Below are 13159 nucleotides of genomic sequence, written 5' to 3' on the forward strand. Positions count from 1 at the left end.
TTAATAGCTGTGCGGAGAAGCGTTCAGCTTTGGGCTTTCAGTTCCGTGTGTTCGATGAACCACAGGCCTGCGAACAGTTTGGGGTCGATCGAGTAGCCTTCTGCGGCCCGGGCAAACAGCCACTGGCCGGCCTGTGCACGGGGCACTTCGTGCACGACGATGTTTTCGGATTCGTCACCGCCACCGGGCCCGACTTTTTCCAGGTCCCAGGCGCGTACGAAAGCGATCATCTCCGTGCTCATGCCCGATGAGGACGGCCCTTCGTGCACGAACTCCAGCCGGCCGCAGCGATAACCGGTTTCCTCTTCCAGTTCGCGACCGGCGGCGAGCAGGGCGTCTTCATCGCCGTGTTCGTGCAAATCGCCCACCAGGCCCGCCGGCATTTCGATGGTGTTCTTGAGGATGGAGACGCGGTACTGCTCCACGAACAGCACCTTGTCCTCCGGCGTGACCGCCAGAATGATCACCGCACCACCCGGGTTGTTGCGCTCGGCGTACTCCCAGCGCCCGCGCTTGCGCAGGCTCAGCCATTTGCCGACGTAGAGGGTTTCCACCGGCGCGTTGGCGTCGTGGGGAATGCGGCTGTCTGGATGATTCATCGGTGTGATCGCACTGCAGAGTCGAAACCCTGCATGTTGCCGTGCCGATATGTCAGCGACAACCGTCGTGCTTACTCATTCCACCGCCAGCTCGACCGGGCGTGGCTTGATCCGCACGGCCCAGGCTACGCCGGCCACCAGCAATGCCACTCCCGTGAGCGTCAGTGCGCCGGGCGGGTGACCGCGCAGCACGAAGGCATAGGTAAGCGCGGCGAGCGTTTCGAACACGATCAGTTGCCCCGCGAGTGCGGTCGGCAGGCGCTGGCTGGCTGCGTTCCAGCACACGCTACCAAGCCACGAGGCGAACAGGCCGATCGCGGCCATCAGACCCACGAAGCGCCACGGATTCGGGCCGAACGGCATCGCGAACGGCTGGCCGCTGGCCTTCATGACTGACCACAGCAGCGCATAGCCGCAGAACGCGAGCGGCAGCGTGGCGAGCCCTTGCGCTGTCGCCCACGTGCGCGGGCTGCGTTCTGGATGACGTCGCAACCAGTCCGCGTTGCGCAACGGATACCACGTCCAGCACACCACCGCGCAGCTGGCGAGCAGCGCACCGCGCGCGTAGCGCCACAGATCGACGCCTGACGGATGATCCAGCGCGGACAACTCTGCCCGGTTCACGCAGGCGATGCCCATCGCGATCAGTGCCAGTGACGGCACCAGCGACAGCCATGGCAGCCGGCCGTCGCGGTGGGCATCGCGCAGGTTGGCCGTAATGGCGATGACTACCGGCAGTGTGCCGATGATCATCGTCGGCAACGGCGCCCCTGCGAGCTGTATCGCGCTGGCGAGGCACAGGTAATAGAGCAGGCCGCCCACGGCGGCGAGCTTGAGCGCTTCTAGCCAATCGGCGCGGGCGAGTACGCGAAGGGCGCGCCGGTCCATCCATGCCAGCGGCAGGGCGATCATGCCGAAGGCGAGATAACGACCGACCGACTGCAATGCAGCGGGATAACCCGGCAGCAACAGCGGGCTGATAAACACCAGACCCCACATGAGGCCGGCAGCGAGTGCGTAGAGAATTCCTGTCCACATGACCACAGCGTGCCGGAATGATGTGACGTGGTCTTGTACCAGATTGCGGCGAGGCGCTAAGAGCCTATTCAAAATCTCGCTTGAGCACTCATATTCCCCGCCGTCATTCCGGCGTAGGCCGGAATCCAGTAGCGAGTACGTTGAATGGTCGCGATATTCGAGTAGGTTCTGGCGATAGATTCGCGAAAACCTCATACAGCGGCCGCTGGATTCCGGCCTACGCCGGAATGACGGCGGAAATGAGTTGCGTGGGGATCGTGAAGAAGCGCTAAGAACGTAATGCCCGCTGGTATCGCGCCGGCGTCACGCCATAGCGTCGCGCGAACGCCTTGGTGAGATGCGCCTGATCCGTCAGACCCACCACGGCCGCTACCTGCGCCGACGCCTCGCCGCGTGACAGCAACCGCTTCGCTTCAGCCAGCCGGAACGCCATCAGCATCTGCTGCGGCGTGGCGTGATGCTGCGCCTGGAATTGGCGCAGGAAATGGAACGGGCTCAGGCCCGCGACGGACGCCAGTTCATCGAGTGTCAGTCGTTGCGAGAGATGGGCATGCAGATAATCGATAACTGGAGCGAACCGTGCCGGTGCGCCATCCGCCGCTTTGCGCGGCACCTGTGCATGGCGGCGAAACATATTCAGCAGTGCGTGCAGCAGGCTGTCGAAGGCCAGCGGTTCGCGTGCCTGCCACAGGGCATCGAGCAGCACGGTAATCTGTCGTGCGCAGGGCAGATCCTCGCGTACCACGTCGGTGAACCACCAACCCGGTTCGCCGGTGACATCAGCGACGACGTCGGGCTCGATGTATGCCATGCGGTAGTGCCAGCCACCCTCTGTCTCAGCGCGGCCGGTATGCAATTCGTCGGGATTCATCATCACCACCGAATCGGCGGGCGCGAGATAGTCGGCACCGCGATAGCGGAAGCGCTCCACGCCCGATTCGATAGCGCCCAAGCCGAAGCCATCGTGCGTATGAGGCTCGAAGGCGTGGCGCACGATGTGTGCGCGATACAGCTCCACGCCTGGCCGGTGACTCGCCAGGCGGAATTCGGCGGCATCGCGTTGCGACGGGAACGTGGAGGGGACGCCTTGCATGGGCTCATGCTACCGCGATGCGCATTCTTGCTGTAGGAGAGGTCGCTGCACGCGACCCGGCGTCAGCTCAACAATGCTTTCAGACGCGTGCGCGTCAACGGACCGAAACGCAGGCGTTCGCACAGCGCATCCATCACGTCGGCCTCGCCGCGCACGCGGCGCAATGCATCGACGTCCGTCGGCACGGGGGCATCCAGCGCAATGCGCGTGAGGCGCCGGTAGAGTCGTGCAGCATCTGCATGCTCGCGTAGTTTTACCGCGCAACTGGCGGCGCCGCGCAGACGCAGGAAGGGCACTTCATCCACGCGTTCGAGCAAGGCATCCAGGTTGCCGAAGTGGGCGAGCAGGGCAGAGGCTGTCTTTGCGCCGACGCCGGGTACGCCCGGGATGTTGTCCACGGCGTCGCCGCAGAGGGCGAGATAGTCCGCAACCTGGTGGGGATGCACGCCCAGCTTTTCGTGCACACCGGCCGGGCCCCAGCGCAGGCTGCGCGCGTAGTCCCATTGTTCGTCGTGCTCGCCCAGCAATTGGCCGAAATCCTTGTCTGCTGAGACGATCACGCTACGGAACCCGTGGCCCCGAAAAGTCCACAACGCACTGCCGATAAGATCGTCGGCTTCGTACGTATGGTCGATCAGCATCGGTATGCCCAGCGCCTGCGTTACTTCGCGACAGAGCACGAACTGGCGCTCCAGATCCGGTGGCGGCAGTTCGCGATTGGCTTTGTAGGCAGGATAGATCGCGTTGCGAAAGGACGTGGTCAGCGATGCGTCGAACGCCACGGCCAGGTGCTCAGGTTTCACGCGTTCCAGCAGTTCGCACAGGAAGCGTGTGAAGCCGTGCACCGCGTTGACCGGGTGCCCATCCGCATCCTGGAATTCATCCGGCATGGAATGCCACGCACGGAACACATAGAGGCTTCCATCAATCAGATGGACGGCTGGAAGGCTCATGGTGTCCACGCGCTGACAAGGTCGGCGAGCACAGGACGCTCGCGATCGGGTACATCGATCTGCGGTGTGCCGATATGCACGAAGCCGATCACCTGCTCGTTGTCCTTCAAGCCGAGGATGGCCGCCGCCTCGCGGTTGTACGCCGCCCAGCCGGTGAGCCACTGCGCGCCGAAGCCTAACGCTTCCGCGCCCAACAGCAGGTTGTAGGCCACACAGCCTGCGCTCAGTTGCTGTTCGATGACCGGAACCGTGCTGCTCGCGTCGATACGCGCGATCACGACGACCACCAGTGGTGGGTAGTCGTAGCGCGTGCGGTCTTTCTCGCGCTTGGCGTCGGCCATGTGCGGGTTCACACGCACCGAAAGCTCGGCGAGGCGTGCACCGAAGGCAAGCTTGGCCTCGCCTTGCAGAAGCATAAGGCGAAAGGGTTCGAGCTTGCCGTGGTCGGGCACGCGAATGGCGGCTTCCAGCAGCGCTGTCAGCGTGGTCGCGTCGGGCCCGGGTTCACCGAGTTGGCGCGACGGGACCGAGTGGCGCTGTTGCAGCAGGGAAAGAGGATGCGACATGGGGTGGTCCGGGGAGGGCAAAGCCACGATGCTAAACCCGATAAAAGGCGGGAGTGAATAGAAGTGAGGCGCGGAGGGGCGGATTCCAACCACCCGTCCACTTGCTCGACTTAGCTGGCCAGGCGGAACGACCCCGGCAGCAACGCCTGCACGGTGGTTTCCTGCACGGCGCCGGTCAGGTTGCCAAGCCATACGGGCATGGCGTCATCGCACAGTTCCGACATGACCTGTCGGCAGGCGCCGCAGGGACTGATCGGGCCGGGTGTGTCGCCGATCACGGCGATTGCCGCGATGTCACCGGGGCGGCAACCCGCCGCTACCGCGGAGAACAGGGCGGTGCGCTCGGCGCAGTTGCACAGGCCGTACGAGGCGTTTTCCACATTGCAGCCGGTGAAATGGCGACCGTCGCGCGTGACCAGCGCGGCACCGACGAGGAAGCGAGAGTAGGGTGCATAGGCGCGTTCGCGCGCCTGGCGCGCCAGGTTCAGCAGGACATCGGGAACAGTGACAGCAGTCATTGGGATCTCCATAGGGATCCCCTCCCATACGGTCGCCATCAGAGCCTGTTCACGATCTCCGCATAGCCCGCGTTGTTCTTGAGTGGTCGCCCGGCGGCGGCGCGTGGCGCAGTGCCTGCCTGGTGGGCAGGTCAAGCCGCGCGCTGTCGTTGGGTGGCCACTCAAGAACAACCCTCCGGGCCGGGTCTGTTTGCCCACAGGCCGGCGTCATCACTCAGTCGTGTACGGACGTACACTCCTTCGTTCTTCCTTGGCCTGCGCGCAAACAGCTTCCGGCGCGGGCCATGCGGAGATCGTGAACAGGCTCTAATCAGTTTCCGTACCGGTGGCGCGCCAGTTAACTCCCTTGGGGGAATGAGTGCAAGTGGCCGGTGGTTTGCGCAGCGGACCTTCAGCTACGATGCCAGAACCTTTCCGCAGGGGATGCACGATGCCGATCACCGTGGCTGCATTGCGTGAAACCGCCGACGGTGAACGCCGCGTGGCGATCACACCCGAGGTGGCGAAGAAATTGCGCGGCAAGGATGTCCGCGTGTTGCTGGAGCGTGGCGCCGGAGCGGCGGCGGGCTTTCCTGACAACAGTTATGCCGATGTGGAATTCGCCGACGCGGACAGCGTGCTGGCGCAAGCGGATGTGTTCACCTGTGTGCTGCCTCCCGACGACAGCGTGTGGGCGCGCTTGCGCGAAGGTGCGGTAGTGGTCGGCCAGTTGCGTCCCTACGGCGCCACCGCGCGCATCGAGGCGATGGGCAGGCGCCGGCTTACCGCATTTGCGCTGGAGCTGTTGCCGCGCACGACGCGCGCGCAAGCGATGGACGTGCTTAGTTCGCAGGCTGCCGTGGCTGGGTATCGCGCGATGTTGATCGCTGCGGAGGCCTCGCCGAAATTCTTCCCCATGCTTACCACTGCAGCGGGCACGATTCGCCCGTCGCGCGTACTGGTGATCGGCGCGGGCGTGGCCGGTCTGCAGGCCATCGCTACGGCGCGCCGGCTGGGTGCGCAAACGGAAGGCTACGACGTGCGTCCCGAGACGCGCGAACAAATCGAATCGCTGGGCGCGAAGTTCATCGACCTTGGCGTGAGCGCAGCGGGTAGCGGCGGCTATGCGCGCGAGCTCACCGCTGAGGAGCGCGCGGCACAGCAGCAGGCGCTGGCCGAACATCTGAAGAGCGTGGACGTGGTGGTGACTACCGCGGCCGTTCCTGGTCGCCCTTCACCCAAGATCCTGACCCGCGCCATGGTGGACGGCATGAAGCCGGGGGCGCTGATCGTGGACCTCGCCGCCGAAGGTGGCGGTAACAGCGAGCTGACCCAGCCGGGACAGCGCGTGGAACACCAGGGCGTGGTAATCCTTGGTCCGCTCAACCTCCCGGCGGGGGCGCCACTGCACGCGTCGGAGATGATTGCGCGCAACGTCTACAATTTTCTTGAGCTGCTGATTCAAGGCGGGACGCTTACGCCTGACTTCAACGACGAACTGGTCGCCAAGAGCTGCGTGACGCGTAATGGCGAATCGAGCTTTCAGGGTTGAGATAGCGGTTCGCTGTCTCTTCCATTAAACGAAAAGCCCCGCGAGTGCGGGGCTTTTCGTTTAATGCCTGGGCGGCGGACCGACAGGGCCACTGCGCATGTCGTGATGCCACTGGCGCCTCAGCTGCTCCTGCTGATCGGGCGGCAACTGCTGGAAACGCTGGAAGGCGTTATGCAATTGCGCGCGTTCCTGCGGCGACAGCTCCTGAAAACGCTTGCTGTTCTCGCGGACCTCTTCGCGCTGCTGTGGCGACATCTTTTGCCACTGTTCGAAGTTCTGGCGGGCTTTCTCGCGCTGCGCAGGCGGCAGACTTTCCCACTCCTGCGCGTGCTGCAGCAGACGTGCCTGCTTTTGCGGTGGAAATGTATTCCACTTGTCCGCGACAGGAGACAGCATGTCGCGATCCTGTGCCGATAGGCTCTGCCACGGACGGGGTGAGGGCGGCGGTCCTGGCGGCATACCCGATGGCGGAGGGGGAAATGCCCCTAACGGTCCATGCGGAACGCCCCCCGGCGGTCCCGGCGGGGGATTCTGCTGAGCCATGGCGCTGGTAACGATGCCGCTGAGTCCGAAGACAAAAAGCAGCGACGCGAAAACACGGCATCGACGCATGGTTACCTGCTCGCCTCGCTGTCGCCGTTCTTGGCCAACCATCCGTAGAAGTCCATGTTTTGATACAGCCTTGGGTCGGCGGCGGCCGCATCCGGCGGAAGTTCGCCGTCCACATCCACAGCCTGGGCGGAGTTCGGCGCGATCGAGGTCGGGCGCTGCACTGGCGAAGACATGAACAGAGCGACGAAGGCGATCGCGGCAAACGCACCTGCCGGCAGCAACAGCTGCAGCAAACGGTGCGCCCACGATGATTCGTTGGCGCTGGCCAGCGCTTCGTTACGGGCTGCGCGCAAACGCGCGGCCATGGCCGGGTCGATCTGGCGCGCGGCCTCGCGATAGAGCGCGCGGGCGCGGAGTTCGAGGTGGTTGTCAGGCGCGTTCATCGCCATTCCTCCAGTTGGTCGCGCAAACGTTGCAACGCGCGCGACAGATGTGTTTTTACACTCCCTTCCGAACAACCCATGGCCTGCGCGGTCTCCGCCACGTCCAGGCCTTCCAGCACCCGCAACATGAAAGCTTCGCGTTGGCGCTGGGGCAGCAGCTTTACGGCCGCGGCCATGTCTGCGTACGACTGTGAATCGGTCAAGCGTTCCAGGGGCCCCGGACCGGTGTCGGCGGGTTCCCAGGCAGGGAGGTCCTCACCGTCATCGTCCCGCCCGCCCAGCCAACCCACCATGATCGAGCGCACCTTGCGGCGGCGCTGCAGATCCACGATGCGCCGGCGCAGGATGCCCCAGAACAGGGGCGTCCATTCCTGCGGCGGCTTGTCGCTGTAATGCTTGACGAGCCGGAGCATGGCGTCCTGGACGGCATCCAGTGCGTCTTCGCGGTGACCCAGGTTCAACTCGGCCATGCGGAAGGCGCGACGCTCCACCTGGGCCAGGAACGTATTCATGGACCTGGGGACCGCCCGGACGTCTTCGAGCAGCAGATCGCCTTCTAGGGTGGAGACAGCGGCGTTCATGCCGTCATCATCCGGTTCGTCGGATCGGCCATCCTGAGACTCCATCGGTACGTCCTTGCTTATCAACGTCCGAGGCTCGCACGCGTTGACCCGCAACCGTATGATGCGGTGGCATCTGTGTGCTGGCGGGGAGGGGTCATGATCGACGGTTTCCTAGCGCTTTACATCTTTATGTTGGCCGCGTTCACGGGGTACGAGATCATCGCCCGGGTACCGGTGATACTCCATACGCCGTTGATGTCTGGCTCGAACTTCATCCACGGCATTGTGCTGGTCGGCGCCATGATAGCGCTAGGGCATGCACAGACTCCTTTCGAGATGGTTATCGGGTTCATCGGCGTACTGCTGGGTGCGGGCAATGCCGCCGGCGGCTACGTGGTGACTGAGCGGATGCTGGAGATGTTCAAGGCCAGCAAGCCCAATCCTGGCAAGGAGCTCAAGTAATGGCCTGGCTGCCGGATGTGATCAAGGCCTGTTACTTCCTCGCTGCCCTTCTGTTCATTCTCGGTCTCAAGCGCATGAGCTCTCCGCGTTCCGCGCGGGGCGGCATCGTATGGGCGGGCGTGGGCATGCTGGTGGCGGTGCTGGCCACCTTTGCCCTGCCGGACATGCACAACCGGGGGTTGATCCTGGCGGCGGTGCTGATCGGCGTGACCGCCGCCTGGTGGTCCGGTCGACGGGTCGCCATGACGGCGATGCCCCAGATGGTGGCGCTCTACAACGGCATGGGCGGCGGCGCGGCGGCGGCCATCGGTGCGGCGGAGCTGTTCAGCTACGCGGGCAAGACGGTCACCTTGCTGGATGGAGGCCAGTTCACCGCCAATGGCGTTGATACCCCCGGCACGGCGCAATTGGCGCTGGCTGTGCTGGGCGCGCTGATTGGCTCGGTCAGCTTCTCCGGCTCACTGATCGCCTTTGCCAAGCTGCAGGGCTGGTTGGACAAGCGTTTCGTGTTCCCCGGCCAGCGGGTGGTGAACCTGCTGGTACTGGCTGGCGCGGTGGTGCTGGGCGCGATGATCGCCAGCGGGCAACTGACCATGCCCCTGATCATCACCTTCTTCGTGCTGGCTCTGCTGTTCGGCCTGATGATGACCTTGCCCATCGGCGGCGCGGATATGCCGGTGGTGATTTCCCTCTACAACGCTTTTACGGGTTTGGCGGTGGCGTTCGAGGGCTTCGTGCTGCAGAACGAGGCGATGATCATCGCCGGTACCGTGGTGGGCGCGGCCGGCACCCTGCTCACGCAACTGATGGCCAAGGCGATGAATCGCTCGATCGGCAATGTGTTGTTCGGTAGTTTCGGCGCCAGTGGCGCGGCTGCGCAGGACATTGCGGGCGCCCAAAAGCCGATCGAAGCCAGCGATGCGGCTGTGATGATGGCCTACGCCGAACGCGTGGTGATCGTGCCCGGCTACGGCATGGCCGTGGCGCAGGCGCAGCACAAGGTGTGGGAGTTCGCCAAGCTATTGATCGAGCGCGGGGTGAAGGTGAAGTTCGCCATCCACCCGGTAGCGGGGCGTATGCCAGGGCACATGAACGTGTTGCTGGCAGAGGCGGGCGTGCCCTACGACCTGATCGCCGACATGGACGACATCAACCCCGAGTTCCCCAATACGGACGTCGTGTTGGTGATCGGTGCCAACGATGTGGTCAATCCGCTGGCCAAGACCGATCCCGCGTCGCCCATTTACGGCATGCCCATTCTCGATGTGTCGGCCGCCAGGCAGGTGATCGTCGTCAAGCGCGGCAAAGGCACGGGTTTCGCCGGCATCGAAAACGCCCTGTTCTACGCCGATAACGCGCGCATGCTGTACGGCGACGGCCAAGCAGCGGCCGGCCAACTGGTGGCCGAGCTCAAGACGGTGGAGAGTTAGTGGATTGATGCCGACGTGAAAGTCCTTGCGCGGCTGGACGGTCGCAGGCTCGGAACGCCTCAGCCTGCGTCGACCACAAACATGCGTGCTTCCTGCGCCGCGTCGCGCTCAACCTTGATAGGCGCGTACTCCGGCGACTGATAAAACGCCAGCGCGTCGGCCAGGGTCGCGAACTCGAAGATGCCAGCCATGGGCAATGGCGCCACATCGCCTTCCAGAATCTGGGCCACCGGCCCGAAATGCAGGATACGGCCGCCCGCTGCCTGTAGCGCCGCCTGAAAGAGCGGCGCCAATGCGGCTTGCCTGGCTGGGTCTTTTATACGCAGATTGACGTGGACATAGGCCGGCATGGTGCTACTCCCCAATAATGATGCATATACATTATTATGCGAGTTGGAGTTAGTCGAGACCTGCAAATGACAGAGGCTTCCGATCTCTATCGCCGCGTTGAAACGGAGTGCCCAGCCTTCCAGGCCCGGGTTACCGCGCGGGCGCTCACGCGCTACTACAACGCCTGCTTTCGACCCGTGGGCATCACCGCAGAGCAATTCAGTCTTCTCGTGGGGATTGGCGGCAGCCATGAGCCAACGCTCACTGAGCTGGCGGCTCGGGCTGGGGTAGACGCCACCACGCTTAGCCGCAGCGTGAAGGGTCTTGAGCAGAGAAATCTCGTGCGCAGCCACGGAGGGCAGGGCCGCGCCGGCAAACGCCTGATACTTACGGACGAAGGGCGCCGGCTGATGGACGAGTCCATGGGCATCTGGGAGCGCGCCCGGGGCCAGTTGGCTGAGGCGCTCGGCGAGGAGGCTTCGCGTGTGGCGGGGAGTGTCATGTCCCAGCTTGCAGTTGCTGCGCAGGCTGCGGCCTCGGCTATCTCACCAACCGATTCCTCAGATGCCTAGCTCGGGATCCCGGCTATCCGTCTTAGTGCAGCGGAGTACCGCGCATGGGTACCGCTCGTTCGATTTAATCCGCTAGCAGGGGATCAGCCGCCAGCTTTCGGTCGGCGGCCCGTGCGCAGGGCAGCGATGGCCGCGAAGCTCATGCCGACGATGAACCAGACCTCGTCCATGGGCGAGAGGCTCAGCTTGGCGAGTTGAAGCAGCAGCGGCAACCCGGCGGTGCGTATGGAGTCGACCAGCCCCAGGCCCATCAAACCGGCAATGCGCGCGGCGGCCATCAGCAGGTTGACGTAAAGCACCGCAGTTAACGTCGCGATGACGGCGAGAGCGGCGGCCTGGCGGTCTGCCGAGCGCACCCAGTTCCGTACCGCCTTGCCTAGCAACCAACCCACCGGCAACGCGAGCCAGGGCAGGGCATGCTGGGAATAGAGCGTGGGAACCATCCACACCGCGCCAGCGGCCAGTCCCAGCATCAAGGTGCTCACCAGGGCGAACAGCAGCGAGAAGATGGCCCGGATCTTCATGAATGGCGAGCGGTGGACTGGATGAAGGACACGGTTGTTCCCGAGCGTAAAACTCTGATGATACCGCGCCGGACGGGCTCGCTGCCCCGGGCCTGAAGCGGCAGGAAGGTGGGATATCCCTTGAGATTGGCCGTGTCCGACCTGATGTGAACGGGCAAGACCGGTCGTCAACCGGCATAATAGTTAGCTTGGCGTGGCGGCTTGCCGCGCACATCGACGAGATTCAGCAGGATCGGCATGAGCGGTTTCAGTCTTAGCAGCGAACCTTTCACTCTGGAGCGTGACTGTCAGGCAGTCATGGTGCCGCAGGGCGAAGTGGTGAGCCTGCCCGCCGGCCAGATCGGCTACATCACCCAGGCGCTGGGCGGCAGCTTCACCGTATATGTGGAAGGCAACCTGTTCCGCATTGCCGGCAACGATGCCGACGCGCTGGGCAAGGAACCGCCGCCGGCCATCGAACTGGCCAGTGATGCCACGGATGCCGACGTCGAAGCCTTGGTGTGGCAGCAACTGCGCACGGTGTTCGATCCGGAAATCCCGATCAACGTGGTCGAGCTGGGCTTGGTCTACGACGTGAGCATCGAGCATCCCGCACCGGACCAGCGCAAGGTCTACGTGAAGATGACGCTGACTGCGCCCGGCTGCGGCATGGGCGACATCCTCGTGGATGACGTGCGTACCAAGCTCGAGCTCATTCCCACCGTGACCGAGGCGGACGTGGACCTGGTGTTCGATCCGCCGTGGAACCACTCCATGATGTCGGACGCGGCCAAGCTCGAAACCGGCATGCTTTGAGATCGCCGGACGTATCGCCGCACGCCTACACGGCTGATTCAGATCAATACTTCCCGTTCGCTTGAACGTCAGGCTGCATACGCAGCCTGTTTCGTCTCAAGGAGCCAAGGAATGTTTCCCGAACATCGTGATCTCATCACCGCCCTCAAGGGGCGCGATCCGCATTTTTCCCGCCTGTTCCAGCGTCACAACGAGCTGGATCAGGAGATCAAGAACATGGAAACCGGGTTCGCGCCGGCCGGTGACATGGCGATCGAGCAGATGAAGAAAGAGAAGCTGCTCCTGAAGGATCAGATCTACGTGATCCTGCGCAAAGCTTCCGTAGCTTGACGCCGCGCCTGCCGCGCCTGCCGCGCCTGCCGCGCCTGCCGCGCCTGCCGCGCTGATCAGCGCGGTTATCCATGAACAATGGGAACTAGATCGCATGGCGACGCAACGAGCCGGGCGTGCACTTCTGTCGCCGCGTGGTACGGGAGCGAGCGCACTCTACGGGTGAGGTCGTAGATGTTCTCCCGTCCGACGATGCCTGCGTCGGGCGACGCACGCTTCGGTCCTGGCTGGCGCGAGCCAATTTGGATGTGTCTCTGGTCGCCCGTATTTGGGCAAGTTATTGTGTCCCTACCGCTTCCATAGACGCATCACATGAATGTTCGAATGTTCTGTTTGTTGATGGCTATAGCGCCTATAGGCCTATCCGAAGTCATGGCTGCGGGTGCATCGCCGACCACTGTGAAAGAGGCGTCGGGATTGCTGGTGGATGGCGGTGGTATTGACGACATGTTTGTCATCGTGCGCACGCTCGATGGTCGAGAGATACGGGCCTATTGCGTGGCCCGATGTGGTGATTGGTTTGCCGACACCGATCCAGACAGAACGGTTCTGAAAAAAGAGCTCGTCGGTCGTAAAGTGAATTTGCGCTACACCCAGGAAGCTTCGGCTGGGCGTATCGCGGGTCCTGCCGACGACGAGATGCTCGATTTCGTGCAGGAAGTTCGCTTTCTCCCGAAGTAGGTCGCAGCTATTTGCTTGTGCAGTCATGGACTGATCACAGGAGAGCGGCCGACGCTTGGTCGCGTCCTTGCCGTGCGCGGATTTCGCGGCGCAACGCGTAGGAAATTCAACTGAAGTTCATCTTTGTGCAGCTTCCGTAAGCCAGCGTTTCGGAAGCGTGCGCAATATCTTTCGCGTGT

General features: G+C 63.5%; 18 protein-coding genes. 7 read left to right on the top strand and 11 right to left on the bottom strand.

The genetic code is table 11. The features are described 5' to 3' along the window. Positions 1-23 precede the first annotated feature (23 nt). The 6 genes from DyAD56_RS16310 to cdd all read right to left on the bottom strand — a co-directional run bounded on the left by DyAD56_RS16310 (position 24) and on the right by cdd (position 4767). Positions 24-599, bottom strand: coding sequence for an NUDIX hydrolase (locus DyAD56_RS16310; protein ID WP_102303832.1), 576 nt, complete (start codon positions 597-599; stop codon positions 24-26). Positions 600-674: 75 nt separating this feature from the next. Continuing rightward, the gene (locus DyAD56_RS16315) at positions 675-1637 is read right to left on the bottom strand and encodes a DMT family transporter (protein ID WP_102303833.1); all 963 of its coding nucleotides are present in this window, start codon (positions 1635-1637) and stop codon (positions 675-677) included. Between the two features lie 268 nt (positions 1638-1905). Next, a complete protein-coding gene (locus tag DyAD56_RS16320) occupies positions 1906-2730 on the bottom strand; it encodes an AraC family transcriptional regulator (protein ID WP_102303834.1) in 825 nt (274 codons plus the stop codon). 62 nt (positions 2731-2792) lie between these two features. Continuing rightward, complete coding sequence (locus tag DyAD56_RS16325; protein ID WP_102303835.1) at positions 2793-3683, bottom strand: 5'-3' exonuclease H3TH domain-containing protein; 891 nt, start codon at positions 3681-3683, stop codon at positions 2793-2795. Beyond that, positions 3680-4249 carry a nitroreductase gene (locus DyAD56_RS16330; protein ID WP_102303836.1) on the bottom strand — a complete coding sequence of 190 codons (570 nt, stop codon included), beginning with the start codon at positions 4247-4249 and terminating at the stop codon, positions 3680-3682. Before DyAD56_RS16330 ends, DyAD56_RS16325 begins: the two co-directional genes overlap by 4 nt. Before the next feature lie 110 nt (positions 4250-4359). Beyond that, a complete protein-coding gene (gene cdd, locus DyAD56_RS16335; RefSeq protein ID WP_102303837.1) occupies positions 4360-4767 on the bottom strand; it encodes a cytidine deaminase in 408 nt (135 codons plus the stop codon). A gap of 430 nt (positions 4768-5197) precedes the next feature. Between cdd and DyAD56_RS16340 the strand changes: the two genes are divergently transcribed. After that, positions 5198-6298: an NAD(P) transhydrogenase subunit alpha gene (locus DyAD56_RS16340; protein ID WP_102303838.1), complete on the top strand. Its 1101-nt coding sequence runs from the start codon at positions 5198-5200 to the stop codon at positions 6296-6298. Between the two features lie 60 nt (positions 6299-6358). Here the strand turns inward: DyAD56_RS16340 and DyAD56_RS24325 are convergent, their stop codons facing one another. Genes DyAD56_RS24325 through DyAD56_RS16355 form a run of 3 tightly spaced genes read right to left on the bottom strand, consistent with a single transcriptional unit; the run spans position 6359 to position 7874 of the window. Beyond that, a complete protein-coding gene (locus DyAD56_RS24325; protein WP_309445231.1) occupies positions 6359-6952 on the bottom strand; it encodes a DUF3106 domain-containing protein in 594 nt (197 codons plus the stop codon). Then, positions 6913-7293 (bottom strand): hypothetical protein, encoded by a 381-nt coding sequence (locus DyAD56_RS16350; RefSeq protein ID WP_102303840.1) that lies wholly within the window; start codon positions 7291-7293, stop codon positions 6913-6915. Before DyAD56_RS16350 ends, DyAD56_RS24325 begins: the two co-directional genes overlap by 40 nt. Beyond that, on the bottom strand, positions 7290-7874 hold the full coding sequence (locus DyAD56_RS16355) for an RNA polymerase sigma factor (RefSeq protein ID WP_102304009.1): 585 nt from the start codon (positions 7872-7874) through the stop codon (positions 7290-7292). Before DyAD56_RS16355 ends, DyAD56_RS16350 begins: the two co-directional genes overlap by 4 nt. Before the next feature lie 138 nt (positions 7875-8012). On the opposite strand from DyAD56_RS16355, the gene DyAD56_RS16360 reads away from it, so the two are divergent. Both DyAD56_RS16360 and DyAD56_RS16365 read left to right on the top strand, forming a co-directional pair. After that, positions 8013-8318 (top strand): NAD(P) transhydrogenase subunit alpha, encoded by a 306-nt coding sequence (locus DyAD56_RS16360; RefSeq protein WP_102303841.1) that lies wholly within the window; start codon positions 8013-8015, stop codon positions 8316-8318. Beyond that, positions 8318-9748, top strand: a complete 1431-nt coding sequence (locus tag DyAD56_RS16365; protein ID WP_102303842.1) for an NAD(P)(+) transhydrogenase (Re/Si-specific) subunit beta — start codon at positions 8318-8320, stop codon at positions 9746-9748. Before DyAD56_RS16360 ends, DyAD56_RS16365 begins: the two co-directional genes overlap by 1 nt. Before the next feature lie 59 nt (positions 9749-9807). On the opposite strand, the gene DyAD56_RS16370 is transcribed toward DyAD56_RS16365, so the two are convergent. Beyond that, positions 9808-10098: a DUF1330 domain-containing protein gene (locus DyAD56_RS16370; protein ID WP_102303843.1), complete on the bottom strand. Its 291-nt coding sequence runs from the start codon at positions 10096-10098 to the stop codon at positions 9808-9810. A 66-nt stretch (positions 10099-10164) separates the two neighbouring features. On the opposite strand from DyAD56_RS16370, the gene DyAD56_RS16375 reads away from it, so the two are divergent. Continuing rightward, the gene (locus DyAD56_RS16375; protein WP_102303844.1) at positions 10165-10650 is read left to right on the top strand and encodes a MarR family winged helix-turn-helix transcriptional regulator; all 486 of its coding nucleotides are present in this window, start codon (positions 10165-10167) and stop codon (positions 10648-10650) included. A gap of 83 nt (positions 10651-10733) precedes the next feature. Here DyAD56_RS16375 and DyAD56_RS16380 read toward each other — a convergent pair whose 3' ends face one another. Continuing rightward, the gene (locus DyAD56_RS16380; RefSeq protein ID WP_102303845.1) at positions 10734-11174 is read right to left on the bottom strand and encodes a hypothetical protein; all 441 of its coding nucleotides are present in this window, start codon (positions 11172-11174) and stop codon (positions 10734-10736) included. A 237-nt stretch (positions 11175-11411) separates the two neighbouring features. On the opposite strand from DyAD56_RS16380, the gene sufT reads away from it, so the two are divergent. From sufT to DyAD56_RS16395, 3 genes are all read left to right on the top strand, one after another. After that, complete coding sequence (sufT, locus tag DyAD56_RS16385) at positions 11412-11969, top strand: putative Fe-S cluster assembly protein SufT (RefSeq protein WP_102303846.1); 558 nt, start codon at positions 11412-11414, stop codon at positions 11967-11969. 111 nt (positions 11970-12080) lie between these two features. Continuing rightward, entirely contained in the window at positions 12081-12299 is a 219-nt protein-coding gene (locus DyAD56_RS16390) for a YdcH family protein (RefSeq protein ID WP_102303847.1), read from the top strand. Between the two features lie 372 nt (positions 12300-12671). Then, positions 12672-12980, top strand: coding sequence for a hypothetical protein (locus DyAD56_RS16395; protein WP_233202525.1), 309 nt, complete (start codon positions 12672-12674; stop codon positions 12978-12980). The last annotated feature ends 179 nt before the right edge of the window (positions 12981-13159 follow it).

It is taken from the genome of Dyella sp. AD56, from assembly GCF_002878475.1.
Lineage (GTDB): Bacteria > Pseudomonadota > Gammaproteobacteria > Xanthomonadales > Rhodanobacteraceae > Dyella.

Coding starts and splice junctions, on each gene's coding strand:
- DyAD56_RS16310 (WP_102303832.1), bottom strand. CDS start 599: ATGAATCATCCAGACAGCCGCATTCCCCACGACGCCAACGCGCCGGTG.
- DyAD56_RS16315 (WP_102303833.1), bottom strand. CDS start 1,637: ATGTGGACAGGAATTCTCTACGCACTCGCTGCCGGCCTCATGTGGGGT.
- DyAD56_RS16320 (WP_102303834.1), bottom strand. CDS start 2,730: ATGCAAGGCGTCCCCTCCACGTTCCCGTCGCAACGCGATGCCGCCGAA.
- DyAD56_RS16325 (WP_102303835.1), bottom strand. CDS start 3,683: ATGAGCCTTCCAGCCGTCCATCTGATTGATGGAAGCCTCTATGTGTTC.
- DyAD56_RS16330 (WP_102303836.1), bottom strand. CDS start 4,249: ATGTCGCATCCTCTTTCCCTGCTGCAACAGCGCCACTCGGTCCCGTCG.
- cdd (WP_102303837.1), bottom strand. CDS start 4,767: ATGACTGCTGTCACTGTTCCCGATGTCCTGCTGAACCTGGCGCGCCAG.
- DyAD56_RS16340 (WP_102303838.1), top strand. CDS start 5,198: ATGCCGATCACCGTGGCTGCATTGCGTGAAACCGCCGACGGTGAACGC.
- DyAD56_RS24325 (WP_309445231.1), bottom strand. CDS start 6,952: ATGGTTGGCCAAGAACGGCGACAGCGAGGCGAGCAGGTAACCATGCGT.
- DyAD56_RS16350 (WP_102303840.1), bottom strand. CDS start 7,293: ATGAACGCGCCTGACAACCACCTCGAACTCCGCGCCCGCGCGCTCTAT.
- DyAD56_RS16355 (WP_102304009.1), bottom strand. CDS start 7,874: ATGAACGCCGCTGTCTCCACCCTAGAAGGCGATCTGCTGCTCGAAGAC.
- DyAD56_RS16360 (WP_102303841.1), top strand. CDS start 8,013: ATGATCGACGGTTTCCTAGCGCTTTACATCTTTATGTTGGCCGCGTTC.
- DyAD56_RS16365 (WP_102303842.1), top strand. CDS start 8,318: ATGGCCTGGCTGCCGGATGTGATCAAGGCCTGTTACTTCCTCGCTGCC.
- DyAD56_RS16370 (WP_102303843.1), bottom strand. CDS start 10,098: ATGCCGGCCTATGTCCACGTCAATCTGCGTATAAAAGACCCAGCCAGG.
- DyAD56_RS16375 (WP_102303844.1), top strand. CDS start 10,165: ATGACAGAGGCTTCCGATCTCTATCGCCGCGTTGAAACGGAGTGCCCA.
- DyAD56_RS16380 (WP_102303845.1), bottom strand. CDS start 11,174: ATGAAGATCCGGGCCATCTTCTCGCTGCTGTTCGCCCTGGTGAGCACC.
- sufT (WP_102303846.1), top strand. CDS start 11,412: ATGAGCGGTTTCAGTCTTAGCAGCGAACCTTTCACTCTGGAGCGTGAC.
- DyAD56_RS16390 (WP_102303847.1), top strand. CDS start 12,081: ATGTTTCCCGAACATCGTGATCTCATCACCGCCCTCAAGGGGCGCGAT.
- DyAD56_RS16395 (WP_233202525.1), top strand. CDS start 12,672: ATGGCTGCGGGTGCATCGCCGACCACTGTGAAAGAGGCGTCGGGATTG.